Below are 14,235 nucleotides of genomic sequence, written 5' to 3'. Positions count from 1 at the left end.
GGCTTGAACAGGTGCGAACAGACTTGAACGGGTTGTGAGCAGCGTTGCGTGAAGCTTGATCGATTGGCGCCGACGGAATGAAAGGTGTGTCTATCAGCGGCAGTCTGCGCGCGTCAACGGTGTGTCAAACCCCATGTGGCCTGCGCAAACGGCGAGTTCAGCGCAGCCTCCCCCACATTGGTGGAGACCACTGACGCCTTGCAGGTGAGAGTGTGGCGGCGCGAACCCGGCGGTTCTGACCGCGAACGCGCGAAGGCCCGCGCCGTCGGGTGACGACACGGGCCTTCGCGCGTTCGCGGACTCAGTGCTGCGGTGGCGGCGGGGGCGCGGTCCCGTCCTGCGGGGGCTGCGGCTGCTGGGGATGACCGGGCTGCTGCGGGAACGGCTGCCCGGGCTGCTGGGGGTATGGCTGCCCCGGCTGCTGGGTGGGCTGCGCGTACGGCTGGGGCCCGCCCGGATGCGGCTGCCCGGCCTGGGGCTGCTGGGACGGCTGGGGTGCGTACTGTCCCGCGCCCGGCTGCCCGCCGTAGGGCTGCCCAGGGTAAGGCTGTCCCGGGTGGGGCTGGGCCGGGTAGGGCTGTCCCGGGTAGGGCTGTCCCGGATAGGGCGGCTGCCCCGGTGCACCCTGGCCCGGTACGGACTGGCCGGGCATCTCCTGACCCGGCATCGCCTGGCCGGGGAATTCGTGGCCCGGCATGGGCGGCGCGGCGACCGGCGGCGGGTTGCCGTCGGACGTCCACAGGCCGTGGGACTGCTGGTGGCGGACGAAGTCCTCGGCGACCATCGCCGCGAGGTTGAAGTACGCCTCCCGCACCTTCGGCCGCATCATGTCGAGGTCCACCTCGGCACCGGCCGCCAGGTGCTCGTCGAAGGGCACCACCACGACGCCCCGGCAGCGCGTCTGGAAGTGGCCGACGATGTCCTCCACCTTGATCATCTTGCCGGTCTCGCGGACCCCGGAGATGACGGTGATGGACCGGGACACCAGGTCGGCGTACCCGTGCGCGGACAGCCAGTCCAGCGTCGTACTGGCGCTGCTCGCACCGTCCACGGACGGCGTCGAGATGATGATCAACTGGTCGGCGAGGTCGAGCACCCCGCGCATCGCGCTGTACAGCAGACCGGTGCCCGAGTCGGTCAGGATGACCGGGTACTGCCGGCCCAGGACGTCGATCGCGCGCCGGTAGTCCTCGTCGTTGAAGGTCGTGGACACGGCCGGGTCGACGTCGTTGGCGATGATCTCGAGCCCGGACGGTGCCTGGGACGTGAACCGCCGGATGTCCATGTACGAGTTGAGGTACGGGATCGCCTGGACGAGGTCACGGATGGTGGCCCCGGTCTCGCGGCGCACGCGGCGGCCGAGCGTACCGGCGTCCGGGTTCGCGTCGATCGCGAGGATCTTGTCCTGCCGCTCGGTGGCGAGCGTGGAACCCAGCGCGGTGGTCGTGGTCGTCTTGCCGACGCCGCCCTTGAGGCTGATGACGGCGATGCGGTAGCAGGACAGCACCGGCGTGCGGATCAGCTCGAGCTTCCGCTGCCGCTCGGCCTCCTCCTTCTTGCCGCCCAGCTTGAAGCGCGAACCGCCGGCCGCCGGGCGGCTGCTCTTCGCCTTCTGCCGCTTGTTGTTGAGCAGCCGGTCCGACGACAGCTCGACGGCCGCCGTGTAACCGAGCGGTGCCGCACCCGGGTTGGTGGGCTGCCGCTGGTCGTGCTGGATGGGCTGCGGCCAGGCGGTACCGAGCCGGGGATCGGCCGGCTGCTGGGCGTGCGGCTGCTGGACGTGGGGCTGGGGCGCGGCCTGGTGCGGCGGCTGTGGCTGCTGCGGGTCGTGCTGCGCCGGCTGTGGCTGCGGGCCCTGCCCGGGCTGCGCCTGCGGCGGCACCTGGTGCGCCTGCTGCGCCTGGTGCGGCACGCCGGGCTGCTGCGGCTGTCCGTGCTGCGGCTGCTGTCCCTGCGGCTGCTGTCCCTGCGGCTGCTGTCCCTGCGGCGCGGACGGCTGCGGGAAGCCGTACCCGGCGGGGGGCGTGGCACCCGGGGCGCCGGGCTGCGGGAAGCCGTACCCGCCGGGCTGGGGCTGCGGTGCCTGGCCCCCCGGCTGCGGGAAGCCGTACCCGGCGGCGGCGGGCATGGCGCCCGGACCACCCGGCTGAGGAGCCTGGGGCTGAGTGGCCGCCGGGGGAGCGGCACCCTGCGGCGGGAAGCCGTAACCCGCCGGGGCCGGGGGCTGCCCCGGTGCCTGGCCGGGAGGCATCGGTGCACCGGGCTGCGCGGGCCACGCGGCCGGTGCCGGCTGCGGGGCCTGGGGCTGGAAGGAGGGCTGCTGGGCCGGCACGTCCGGCTGCCCCGGGGCGGCGGGCGCCGGCTGCGGCTGCGGCTGCGCGGGCCACTGATGTGCCGGAGCTGGTGCGGCCGGCGGGTACGACGGGGGCAACGGCGGCACGCCGTCCGGCGCGGCGGGGGGTGCGGGCGGCGCGGCGACAGGAGCGGGACCCTGCGGCGCGGTGTCCTGCGGTGCCGTGTCCTGCGGTGCGGTGGTGTCCTGCGGCGCGGTGTCGGGCGGCGCGCTGTCCTGCGAGGCCGGCACGGCCGGAGCCGCCGGGTCGGGTTCGGCGGGCTGGTCCGGCTCGGGCTCCGCGGCCGGGTCGTCGTCACCGCCGGCCCCCGCAGCGTCGGAGGCACCGGCGGAGAGACCGTCGTCACCGACCGCGCCGTCCCCTTCGGCCACATCGTCGTCGGCGCCGTCGGTGCGCTCGGGCTCCACGGCGTCGTCGGCCACCGCGGCGGACTCCGACGTCGCGTCACCCGCACCGGCATCGTCGTCGGCCTCGTCGGGGACGGACGCGTCGGAAGCGACCGGCTCACCGTCGGTTTCCCCGGTCGCGCTCACCGCCTCGTCGGCGGCGCTCTCCCGCTCCACGTCCTGCCGCGCTTCCTCCTGCCGTGCCTCGTCCGCGGCCGCGAGCTGCGCGAACTCACGCTTCAGGGCGGCGGCCGAGAAGCGCATGGTGGCACCGCTCTCGAGATCGCCGTTGCCGGGCTCGGGCTCGACCCGCGGCTCCGGCACCGACGGCTGCGCAACCTCCGCTTCCCGCTCCGGCTCGGCGTGGGCCGCAGCCTGGGCCGGCGGCTGATGGGGCTCGAAGCCGCTCCCCACGGGAAGACCGGGCACCCCGGCCGATCCGGTGGCCGGGGGCGCGGGCGGTGCGGGCGGTGCGTAGGGCGTACTCGTCACCGGCGGAGGCGGCGGCGTGAAGGGCCCGGCCGGCTGGGACGGGGGCTCGGGAGCGGGAGAAGCGGGCGCGGACGCGGCGCCGCCGGGCGCACCGGCCTCCTGCCCCTGTCCGGAATCGCCGGACGCGTTCTGCGTGTACCAGGCGGGCGGTGCGTAGTCGATGGTGAACTCGCCCGTCGTCTCGATTGCGGACTCCGCGTCGGGTTGGTCATCGCCGGGTGTCGCCCAGCCCCCGCGGATCCCGTCCCGATCGCTGCTCACAGTTCCTCCTGGTGTGGTCGAGCACCCTCACGCCGTGCTGGGGCGACCCTTGCTTGTCATTCGCAGTTGTCCGAGGCCGTTCGAGGTCGTCCGATCCACCGGCTCTCCCCCTGGGACGCCGACGCCCCGTCCACGGGTTCTGGCGTCGCGCCGGGACCCAGCCTAATCACCCCGGGCACCACCCCGGCAGCCCCGCCCGCCCCCCGATGCCCGCCGATCTCGGCATCCCCCGCGGCGAGTACGGGCAGGCACAGGCGACGTGACACACCAAAACGGTCGAAAGGCGGTCGGTCAGTCCATGCGGCGAGGGGTACCCAGCAGACCGACCTCGGCGTCCGTCGGCTGCGTCATCACGTACTGCCGGTCCCGTTCCGTACACCACAGGGTGACGCCGTCGGCGAGCGTGGGCAGGGCCTCGTACTCGGCTCGGGGCAGCCGCGCCGCACGGCCGATCTCCACCGCCTCGTCCGGCGAGACCCGCTGGACACCCACCAGACGCGCCTGACGCATCAACCGCGGTGCCACCGGGCTCAGGTACGGCAGCAGCGTGAGCACCGACTGCCAGGGCGCCGACGTCACCCGCCCGCGCGGAGGCCGCATGCCGCAGTCCCGGATCACCAGGACCGGTCCCATCGCCGAGGCTCCCTGCGGGGGCACCCGGCCCACGTCGTGCACCGTCATCCCCGACTGGCCACCGCCGACCGCCTGGACGACCTGCGCCCAGTGCCCCGGTCTGCCGGTCTCCACCGTGACCCGCGCACCCGTCGCCGCCGCACGCAGCGCCAGTACCTGTGCCGTCCACAGACCGCCGATGAACAGGATGTCGAACGGCGTCGGGCGGTTCACCCCGAGAACGGCGGGCTGCCCCTCGGCGTCCACGCCCACGACGACGCCGTCGTCCCCGACGGGCAGGGCGAGCGTGTCGATCTGGGAGAGGGACAGGGTGTGCCGCGGATGCCGCGGCCCCAACAGTCCGAAGCCGGTGCGCAGCCGCTCCCGCAGGCCGCTGTCCGTCCGGCCGCCGGCGGGTGCGGCGGGCGTCGTCGACGTGGTCGTGGCCATCAGCGGGCCCCTCCGAGCGGCAGCGTGGCGAGCACACCGGGCAGTTGCTCGCGGTCGAGGCGGACGATCCCGGTCCGCGCCTGGCGCGCGGCACGCTCCAGGGCCCGGCGCGCGTCCGACAGTTCGGTGCTGCTGCGGCCGGTGACCCGCACGTGCCCGGTGACGGCGACGTCCTGCTGCCCGCTGCGCGCCAGCGTCAGACTGAACGTCGTGGCCAGCGCGGGAACCGCCGTCAACCGGGCCACCAGCTGCGGCAGCGAGACACCGGAGCCGCCGAGCTGCGGCCAGCGCCGTACCCAGTAGGTGGTGTGCCTCCGGTTGTCGCAGCGCCAGCTGCGGCTGGACTCCTCGGTCCGGCGCCGGGGCGCGTCGCCCTGGCCGGGCTGGGAGGTCACCATCGGGTTGGCGCATGCCGAGGTGGCGATCGCGGCGGACAGCTCCTCCTCCGTCAGCACGTTCGCCCGGAACCCGGCGCCGGTCAGCCGGCTGGACAGGTGCTCCGCCGAGCGCACCAGGCACTTCTGCGCGCCGAGGAGCCCGCCGCCGCGCGCGGCCACGGCCTCCGGGCACAGCTCGGGGTCGAGCTTCAGCGCAATCCACATGATGCGGACCGCGGGGGAGACCGTCTCCGCCTGGAGCTGCGCGTAGTTCGTCACGACCACCGACTGCTGCGGCAGATGGGGCGCGGGCGCGGGCTGCGTGTGCACCACGACCTGCGCCGACTCCAGACGGATGCCGTCCACGTCGAGCACGTCCCGCAGCAGGGCGAGGGGCAGCGGTGTGCGCCCGCGTTCGGCGCGCAGGGCACCCGCCTCGGCCTCCACCTGGAGGACGGCGGTGAGGAAGCCCCCGTCGCCCACCATGCCCACCGGGCGCCGGTCGTGCTCGTCACGGTGTCTGTACTGGTACGTCCGCAGGTTCGGCTCGCACTCCACGGCGGGAACGAGGCTGGCGTCCACCCCGGACGGCAGCGGCGTGCCCGGGGCCTTGCGCAGCCTGGCCCGCAGCGCCAGCTGACTGCCCAGCCACTCCGGCAGGGAGCGCCCCCGCCGGCGTACGACCGCGAGCAGCACCAGGATTCCGGCGACCACGCCCGCCGGTACCAGGGCGGCGGGGCCCACGAGCCAGCCGCACACCACCAGAGCGGCCGCCAGCTCCAGCAGCACCAGCCGTTGCAGCGCGAAAGAACCACCGCGTCCCGATCGGGCCTGCAGATGCGGCGTGACGGATCCACGAGCGGTGGAGGAACCACGGGCGGTCGCTCCACCGCCGGACGTCGCGCCACCACCGGTGGTCGGCGCCGCGGCGGCCCGCCGCGCCGCGGATTGCGATCGCGACCGGGTTCGCGGTGCGGAAGCCATCACTGCAAAACCCCCGAACTATCCCAGAAAACACCGCACTCAGCAGGCGGCGAGGCTTCAGCACCCTACCCGTGCCACGCGCACCACTGTGCAACAGGCATAGTAGGTGCCGGGTCTGACAGCCGAGGTTCCAGAGGCGACCGGGAAGAGGCGGACGCCGGCGGACACACGAGGTCCGCACCGCCGCTCCGCCGGTCTCCATGGCTTCGTACGGGGAGAGAACGAACACAGATGGCATCACGGCGCGATGAACTGAACGCCTACACCTTCGCGAAGCGCCGCACTCTCGCGTCCTTCCTGCAACCCTCTCCGACAGGTTCGGAGGAGGGCGCCCCCAAGCCGCTCAGAGCGGTCGTGCCGAGCCTCGTCGTCGGGGTGGTCGTCCTCGCCGTGTTCGGCGCGATCGGCATGTTCAGCCCGACGGCCCCGAAGGGGTGGGACGAGCCGGGCGCGCACGTGATCGTGGCCAGCAAGTCCACGACCCGGTACGTCGTGCTGAAGACCGGCGGGGAGACGCAGCTGCACCCGGTGCTCAACATGGCGTCCGCCAAGCTCCTCCTGGACCCCGACAAGGACAGCGTCATCACCGTCGCCGAGGACGTGCTCGACAGCGGCAAGCCCCCGCACGGCGCCACCATCGGCATCCCCTACGCCCCCGACCGCCTCCCGTCGCCCGAAGAGGCCGAGAAGGCCATGCGGTGGGCGGTCTGCGAGCGTCCCGGGCCGGGCGGCCGCGCCATCCAGAAGGCGGCGTTCGTCCTCGCCCGGAAGGAGTGGTCCAGGACCGAGGGCGCGGACAAGCTCACCGGGGGAGAGCTGATGTACGTCGTCGGCCCCGACGGCCAGAAGCAGTACGTGGTCGACTCGCGCGGATACGCCTACCCGCTGGCGGACCCGGCCGACAAGGAGGTCCTCAAGGCCCTCGACACCCAGGGCCGCGCCCCGCAACGCGTCTCCCAGGACTGGCTCGACACCCTGCACAAGGGCGACCCGATCGCCGTCCCCGACATCAAGGGCACCCCGGGCGCGGACGCGGGAGCCTCCGACATGCTCCGCGAGTACGACAAGGTCGGCATGGTCATCAAGGCCTACGACGGCCGGCGCATGCAGTACTACGTGGTCCTGCAGGGCGCCGTGGCACGCATCTCGGAGTTCACCGCCACCCTGCTGCTCAACAGCGGCGACCTCGTCGGCGTCGGACAGGCCGGTGAGGCGCAGCAGGTCAGCCCCGGCGCGGTCGTCGACAGCACCGACTTCGACGGACAGCGCAACTGGCCGTCGTACCGGCCCCAGACGGTCAACGACGGCTCCTCCGCCACCGCCGGCCGCAACACCGTCTGCAACGTGCTGCGCTCGGTGGACGGCAAGAACGGCACGACGACCCTGTCCACCTGGGCGGGCAAGGACTTCCCCGCCCAGCTGCCCACCGGTTCCTCCAGCGCCTACGTCACCCCCGGCTCGGGCCAGCTCTACCGGCAGTTCCAGGGCACCGAGACCGGCGCGGGCGGCGTCTTCCTGGTCACCGACACGGGGCTGCGTTACGCCCTGCAGTCCAACAACGACAGCGCCACGGACGACAAGGGAATCGGAACCTCCGCCGAGCAGCGCGAGCAGCAGCTCAACGAGGCCCGGATCGCCCAGACCCGCCTCGGCTACGAGAAGGTGGAACCGTCTCCCGTCCCGGCGAACTGGTCGACGTTCCTGCCCACCGGCCCCCGCCTCTCGGAAGCGGCGGCCCGGCAGCCGCAGGGCTCGTGACGGTGGCGACCCGGGAGAACGACGAAGACATGCCGCAGACAAGCCGCTTCACCGGCATCCCCCGCACCGCTACGACCCTCCTCGCGGCGACGCTCCTCGCCGGGACGGCGGTGTGCGCCCTCCCGGCGCCCGAGGCGAGGGCCGACGACGGCGGACAGTGCACGTTCCCGTCGAAGAAGTACGAGGGCCGGCCCTGGTCGCTGCAACGCGTCAACCTCGACGAACTGTGGGAGCAGTCGAAGGGCGCCGGCGTACGGGTCGCGGTCATCGACACGGGCGTCGACGTCAAGAACCCGCAGCTCACCGCCGCCGTCGACGCGTCCAGGGGCAAGAACTACCTGCCCGCCAAGAACTCCAAGGGCGAGGAGATCGACCGGGGCAACGCCCAGGGCACCACGGACACCGTCGGCCACGGCACCCGGGTGGCCGGCATCATCGCGGCCCGCCCCGCCAAGGGCACCGGCTTCGTCGGCCTCGCCCCCGAGGCCACGATCATCCCCGTCAAGCAGAACGACGCCGAGGGCAACGGCACCGCGAAGACCCTCGCCCAGTCGATCCGGTACGCCGTCGACGCGGGCGCCGACGTCATCAACATCTCCCAGGACACCGCCAACGCCGTCTCGCCCGGCGAGACCCTGGAGTCGGCGGTGGACTACGCCCTGGCCAAGCAGGTCGTGGTGGTCGCCTCGGCCGGCAACGACGGCCTCGGCGGCAACATCAAGGTCACCTACCCGGCCTCCTACGAGGGTGTCCTGGCGGTGGCGTCCTCGGACCGCAACAACGAACGCGCGGCCTTCTCCCAGTCGAACGAGTTCATCGGCGTGGCGGCCCCCGGCGTCGACATGATCTCCACGGTCCCCGGCGGCGGCCACTGCGCGGACAACGGCACGAGCTTCTCCGCCCCGTACGTGGCCGGCGTGGCCGCCCTCCTGAAGGCCAAGTACCCCAAGTGGACGGCAGCCCAGATCGTCGCCCAGATCGAGCAGACGGCCGAACGTTCCATCCCCGGCCACGACCGCCTCGTCGGCTGGGGCGTCGTCGACCCCCTCAAGGCCCTCACGGACGTCGACCCGGCCCACCCCGTGGAGTCCCCGGCCCCCGACAAGGGCGTACTCCCGGCCGAGGCCCCCTCGGTCCCACCGGTCCACTTCGGCGAAACGGCCCAGGAACGCAACACCCGCATGGGCACGTACGTGGTCGTGGGCGGCCTGGTCCTGGCAGCGGGCCTGACGGGCACGGCAGTGGCAGTCCGCGACGCCCGGCGACGGCGCGGGGGGCGGTGAGGCCGGGCCAGGCGGGCGTCCGGCTCCGCACCGTGAGGTCACGCCGGTCAGCAGCGTGTCCTGGGACGTCACGCTGCGAGCCGACGAGCCGCCTGTCCCTTCACCGGCATGCTGCCGACTTCTCTACCGACCGTGTGTACGCGGTGACGAACTTTTCCATCGCCGTAGCATCGTCCACGTCGTCCGCGTACACCTGAACAGTGACGAAAAGGCTGTGCCCGGGGTGTTGAGTGCCGGAGCAACGCGCAGACTTCACCGCACCTGTGGCCGTGATCAGGGACTTGCCGTCCCCCGTCAGCTTCGCCGACTTCAGCTGCGGGATGCCCCGGGCCACATCGACGACACCCGCACCTTCTTCCCACCACTCCTGGCTAGCCATCAGTGCCGCCTTCTGGTCGACGTTCACCTGGCATCGATGCCGGCTGGGTACCGGAGTCTTCTCCTGGGAGGCGACCCTTTTGCCCGGCGGAAGCAGATGAGAAAGCGCGGCCTGATCGACCGGCACGCCGCAGAGTGACGTGGGAACGCTGTACTCCTGTTTCTGACCAGCCTCACTGCAAGCGGCGAGGCAGCCCAGGACCACGAGCGTCATGCATGCCTGCGTGAAATGTCGAGTGTGCACGTGAACGAACTCCTGGCGTTGTCCGAGTCGTGAGGGATGAGGGACCAACCATCAGATGTCGATCACGAGTTCAGGTGCACATTCGACTCCTCGGGCCAGTCCCGTTCCTCGACGAGGTACTGGAAGTGGGAGAGCGACACCTTGCCCTTGTAGGTGTTTTTGTCGTCCGGGATTTCCCGGCCCCTGGCGCCACGCCATGTTCGGGTGCTCTCCATTGCCGGTCAGCTTGCGCTCGGTGGCCATGAGCTTGGTGCCGTAGCTGTTGAGGAACCGGTCGTCGTAGTCACCGGTCCGCATGAGGTTGCTCATGACCTGGAAGCCCATCGGCCCGCCGCGGTGCTCGCCGTACAGCGGCTTGTCGCCGATGTCGATCATCGTGCGCTTCCAGTCGGCCATCGCCGCGGAAGTTCCCCTGGCCTGTCGGAAGCTGGACGTCCCCAGTCCATGGGGGGTCGGAAGAGCCCGATCGACTACGACCAGGACTACTGGACACCCGCCTCACCAAGGAGCTGGCTGCGGAGGAAGGTCTCCACGGAACCGGGAGATCGACAGCAGACGCCAAGGGTGCCGTCAGCCGGTCACGGCAGGGCGATGTCGCACTTTGCCTTGGCGTGTGCGTACGTCGCGGCGTTCTTCGCCAGGTCGATCAGGCCCGCCCGCGTGTCGGCATCGTTCGCCTTGCCCGCCTTCTCGAGATGGACGACGACGCTGAGGTCGTACTGGCCACCGGGGATCTTCCCGGCCGAGGTGCAGGGCACGAGGACGGCGGCCACAGAGGGCGAGGCCGCGCCCATGAGGCCCGTGGTGAAGGGCGTGAGACGGCCCTTCCCGTCCGCGTACTGCGCGACCTCGCCGTCGGCCCAGCTCTCGAACGGCTCGTCGCGGATCATCTGCGTCCGGGCACGCAGGAGCTGGTCACCGCCCCCCGAGACGAAGCAGTCCGAGCCGTAGCCGCTGTCCCGCTCGTCCGCGCGAAGGTTCACGTCGTCGTCGAACGCGTACGACGACTCCTCCGGGAGCACGGTCCTGAGCGCACCGGCGGCCCGGGAACCCGAGCCCAGCGAGTCGCACACGGCGCTGGCCTCGATGTTCCCCGCGTCCTCACCGAACGGCGGTGCCTTGAAGAAGTACAAGGCACCGAACACGCCCACGACGACGACGGCGACGACAGCGAGCGCGTATCCGCTCCGTCTGGTATTCACGGTTCAGTCTTCCTTTTCCAGCTGCCGGGGCACGCCCTCGCCGTCGAGTGCGTCGTGGACGTTCTTCCCCGCGTTGTTGAAGCCCTGCTCCGCCGCCGTCGCGGCGGCCGAGACGATCGCGGGGGAGGGGTTGCCGGCGTTCTCCCCGGCCTTCTTCGCCGCGCTCTCGACAAGGGTGTACGTCGAGTCCTTGGTGCCGTCCAGGTCCTGTCCGTTGCGGTAGATGACCTCGCCGGAGCTGTCCTTCATCGCACCGTCGGTGATCGCACCGATGATCTCGTCCGCGGCCGTGCCCGCCACACCACCGGCGACGACACCACCCGGGCCCGTGAACGGGGCGGTGCCGAGCCCGACACCGATACCGACCGCGGTTCCTCCCCAGGTTCCGACCTTCTCGATGACGGAGTTGTAGTCCGCGTCCTTCTTTCCGCCTTCGATCTCGCCCTCGTAGGCCCGGCCCGCCCCGATGGTGCCCTCCACCTCGCCGGCCACCCGGGCGACGTCCTCGATGGTCTTCTTCAGGTTTTCGTCCTGGGAGAAGTTCGGATCGTTCAGGTACGCGTCCGGGTGTTGGAAGTGGTACTGCATCAGGCTCGTCGTGTAGCTGTGCTGACCCAGGTTGACCGCCGTGTATCCCTCCGGGTTCCGGCCCACCGTGTACAGGAAGCGGGTGATGTCGGTCTCGCCGAGCTTGGCCGCCGAACCTGCGACGGGGAAGAGCTTGTCCTCGCCCTCCGTGCCGGGGTGCAGACCACGGTGGATGTCCGGCATGTACTCGGCGGCTATCTGCCCCATGCTGTCGGACATGTAGCTGTTCTTCGTCAGGCGGCCCGGGTCGTCCCCGACGGAGGCGACCAGATCCTCCACGAGCTTCGCCTGGCCGGCGTTGTGCGCGGGAGTGTCCACCGTCGGCATCTCACCCGCCGGGTGGCCGGTGGTGGCGGCCTCGAGGGCCAGCGCCAGGTTGTTCTGCCCGGTGTGCAGGTCGTCCCCCTTGAGGTTCGACTCCTGCGGCCAGTCCCGCTCCTCGAACAGGTACTGGAAGTTGGACAGCGAGACCTTGCCCTTCTTGCCGTTGTCGTCGGTGTCGCGCTCGAACGGGTTGTCCGGGTCGTCCTTCGAGATGAACTGCTGGTTGAGGAAGTCGGTGGCGGCGTCCGGGCTGTTGGACAGGCCCTTCAGGTAGCCCGTCATGGGGTCCGTGCCGCTGTCGTCGCCGATCCGGTTCAACACCGGGTCCATCCCCATGCGCTGCCACGCGAGATTGGGGTGCTCTCCGTTGCCGGTGAGCTTGCGCTCGGTGGCCATGAGTTTCGTGCCGTAGTCCGTGAGGAACCGGTCGTCGTAGTCACCGGTCCGCATGAGGTTGCTCATGACCTGGAAGCCCATCGGCCCGCCGCGGTGTTCGCCGTAGAGCGGTTTGTCGCCGATGTCGATCATCGTGCGCTTCCAGTCGGCCATCGCCGCGGAGTCGCTTTGCGTGGCGTTGGCGAGTGTCATGCCCAGACTGCGCTGCAGGTCGTCGAACTTGTCCAGGCGCTCATGGCCCAGTTCCCAGTTCCCGCGCTGCGGGTCACTCACCCCGGCCCAGAACTCCAGCGTCTTCTGCGGCCCGAGCGCCGTCGCGAACCGCTCGGCGAACAGATCGTCGTTGCCGTACTTCTTCAGCCCCTCGTTGAGCTTGTCGAAGTCCGCGACGCTCAGGTCGTCCGGGTCCTTCTTCGCGAGGGCGGCCAGCTCGTCGGCCTTCTTGATGGCGTTGGCCGCGGTGTCCCGGTCCTTGTAGCCGGCGTCGGAGAACCCCATCTTGCTCTGGTCGGCGATGGCCATCAAGACGGTTTTGGCGGAGTTGTCGCTCTCACTGGCCTTGCTGAGGATTCCCTGGAGTTCGTCCCGCAGCGCGGTGATGTCCGACTGATTATCCTGGTCCATCTTGCCGCGCGCTTCCGGGGGAGCATCCGTGGTGACGGTGAAGCCCCCCTCGTACCCGATGACCTTCAGGCCCTTCTTCCGGCCGCCGTCGATGGCTTCGACCAGTTGCTTGTGGTAGCCCTTCAACTCACCCACGGTGTCGCTCAGGATCTTGTGGATGGTGTCGGCCTGGGTGTGGGCATCAGCGAACTCACCGGCGGTCTTACCGATGAACTCCTTCGACACCTTGGCGTTCACGCCGGCCCAGTCGGCCTTGTTGGCGCCCTTGTGCAGGTTGTCCTCGGCGTCCTTCTTCAGCGTTTCGAGGTTCTTGACGAGGGTGCCCCAGTCCGTGACGGCGTCGTCGAGCAGCTTGAAGTCGGCGTCGCGGAGGGTGTCGAGTTCCATGTGTGTCGTCCTTCGGGTGAGCGAGCGGTGAGCGGGTTCGAACGGTGCGAAGCGCCGCTCAGTCGTCCTTCTTCTTGCTCGGCTCTCCGTAGATCTTGTTCTTCTCGCCCGGCGCCCCGACGCGCTCGTCGAACCCGGCGTCCAGCATGGCGATGCTGCTCATCTGCCGCTGGATGTAGCCCTCGTCCCCGTCGTGCAGCTTCTTGGTGACCCGCATGTGATTCGAGATGTGCGCACACGCGTCCATCAGGGACTTCAACTGCTCGTCCCAGCGGGTGGCCACGTGCTGGACCCCCGCCCCGAGCGCGAACCCCTGCTTCGACAGGTCCGTGGCCGCGGACTCACTGGTGGGAAGGGCGACACGGGCCTTGCGCCACAGCTGGTCATAGAGCTCGTGGGCGGTCGTGCCGATCTTGGTGAGACTGTCGTTCGCGACCTTGAGATCACCGTACGAACCCGGCTTGGAAGGCGCGCCGCCGTCCACCTGGTTCAACTGCATGTGCGCAGACCCCTGCTGGCGCTGCAGCGCGTCGGCCTTGAGCTGTTCCCACTCGTCCCATGCCATGGACGGCAACCTCCCCGTGTGCAGGACTGCCCGTCGCCTGTGCCGGCCGGTGGACGTCCTGCGGTGTTCGGACTCGCCACAAGTTAGCAACTGGGGCAGTCGGGCCGAGCGGGTGCGTCCGACGTGGGGTAATTGCGTAGGTGAAGTTTTTGGGGAGGTCTGTGGGGCCGGTGGAGGATGCAGCAGAGGGGCGATGGCCGACACATCGGCCGTCTGTACGCGCGGTGCGTACGAGGAGGACGGCGGGTATCTCCGCGCGGGTGCACTACTTCGAGTGATGCGCCGCTCTCCGCGCGGCCTGTCGGCGCCCGGCCCGATGACGCATCGTTCGCTTTTTAACCACATGGGTGCTGCGGCGCTGTGCTCAACTGCCGGCGATCACCTGTGCTCGCTCCGACGTGTCATGTCCGGAGCGTCTTTGTAACTGGACTAGCACACATCACGGTTGGCCCTGTCGTACCCGTTGACTACAGTGGTGATCGCAGAACGCGCGCGACCCGCTTTGCAATCGCGGGGGCGAGTGGCCGACCGGCCACAGTGATGAAGCTACGGGGAACGGGGAGGGAGCGG

At 70.6% G+C, this 14,235-nt stretch carries 9 protein-coding genes and 1 pseudogene; 2 read left to right on the top strand and 8 right to left on the bottom strand.

Annotation, left to right across the window (positions count from 1 at the left end; translation table 11 throughout):
• Nucleotides 1–301 precede the first annotated feature (301 nt).
• The 3 genes from ACGF3H_RS25025 to eccE form a co-directional block, all read right to left on the bottom strand.
• Nucleotides 302–3,493 (bottom strand): SCO5717 family growth-regulating ATPase, encoded by a 3,192-nt coding sequence (locus ACGF3H_RS25025; RefSeq protein WP_362500125.1) that lies wholly within the window; start codon nt 3,491–3,493, stop codon nt 302–304.
• 291 nt (nt 3,494–3,784) lie between these two features.
• On the bottom strand, nt 3,785–4,555 hold the full coding sequence (locus ACGF3H_RS25020; RefSeq protein ID WP_362500124.1) for a hypothetical protein: 771 nt from the start codon (nt 4,553–4,555) through the stop codon (nt 3,785–3,787).
• Nucleotides 4,555–5,916: a type VII secretion protein EccE gene (gene eccE / locus ACGF3H_RS25015; RefSeq protein ID WP_362500123.1), complete on the bottom strand. Its 1,362-nt coding sequence runs from the start codon at nt 5,914–5,916 to the stop codon at nt 4,555–4,557. Before eccE ends, ACGF3H_RS25020 begins: the two co-directional genes overlap by 1 nt.
• A gap of 231 nt (nt 5,917–6,147) precedes the next feature.
• On the opposite strand from eccE, the gene eccB reads away from it, so the two are divergent.
• Nucleotides 6,148–7,674 (top strand): type VII secretion protein EccB, encoded by a 1,527-nt coding sequence (gene eccB / locus ACGF3H_RS25010; protein ID WP_362500122.1) that lies wholly within the window; start codon nt 6,148–6,150, stop codon nt 7,672–7,674.
• A gap of 29 nt (nt 7,675–7,703) precedes the next feature.
• A complete protein-coding gene (gene mycP, locus ACGF3H_RS25005; RefSeq protein WP_362500121.1) occupies nt 7,704–8,957 on the top strand; it encodes a type VII secretion-associated serine protease mycosin in 1,254 nt (417 codons plus the stop codon).
• A gap of 100 nt (nt 8,958–9,057) precedes the next feature.
• Here the strand turns inward: mycP and ACGF3H_RS25000 are convergent, their stop codons facing one another.
• The 5 genes and pseudogenes from ACGF3H_RS25000 to ACGF3H_RS24980 form a co-directional block, all read right to left on the bottom strand.
• Nucleotides 9,058–9,549, bottom strand: coding sequence for a hypothetical protein (locus ACGF3H_RS25000; RefSeq protein WP_362500120.1), 492 nt, complete (start codon nt 9,547–9,549; stop codon nt 9,058–9,060).
• A gap of 107 nt (nt 9,550–9,656) precedes the next feature.
• Nucleotides 9,657–10,020: pseudogene (locus tag ACGF3H_RS24995) on the bottom strand (hypothetical protein); the annotation flags it as partial.
• A 137-nt stretch (nt 10,021–10,157) separates the two neighbouring features.
• The gene (locus ACGF3H_RS24990; protein WP_362500119.1) at nt 10,158–10,781 is read right to left on the bottom strand and encodes a hypothetical protein; all 624 of its coding nucleotides are present in this window, start codon (nt 10,779–10,781) and stop codon (nt 10,158–10,160) included.
• Between the two features lie 3 nt (nt 10,782–10,784).
• Nucleotides 10,785–13,100 (bottom strand): hypothetical protein, encoded by a 2,316-nt coding sequence (locus tag ACGF3H_RS24985; RefSeq protein WP_362500118.1) that lies wholly within the window; start codon nt 13,098–13,100, stop codon nt 10,785–10,787.
• Nucleotides 13,101–13,158: 58 nt separating this feature from the next.
• On the bottom strand, nt 13,159–13,665 hold the full coding sequence (locus tag ACGF3H_RS24980) for a hypothetical protein (protein WP_362500117.1): 507 nt from the start codon (nt 13,663–13,665) through the stop codon (nt 13,159–13,161).
• Between the last annotated feature and the right edge of the window lie 570 nt (nt 13,666–14,235).

The organism is Streptomyces sp. NPDC048185 (genome assembly GCF_043202495.1).
Classification (GTDB): domain Bacteria; phylum Actinomycetota; class Actinomycetes; order Streptomycetales; family Streptomycetaceae; genus Streptomyces.
This window is presented reverse-complemented; position numbering and strand designations above follow the sequence as displayed.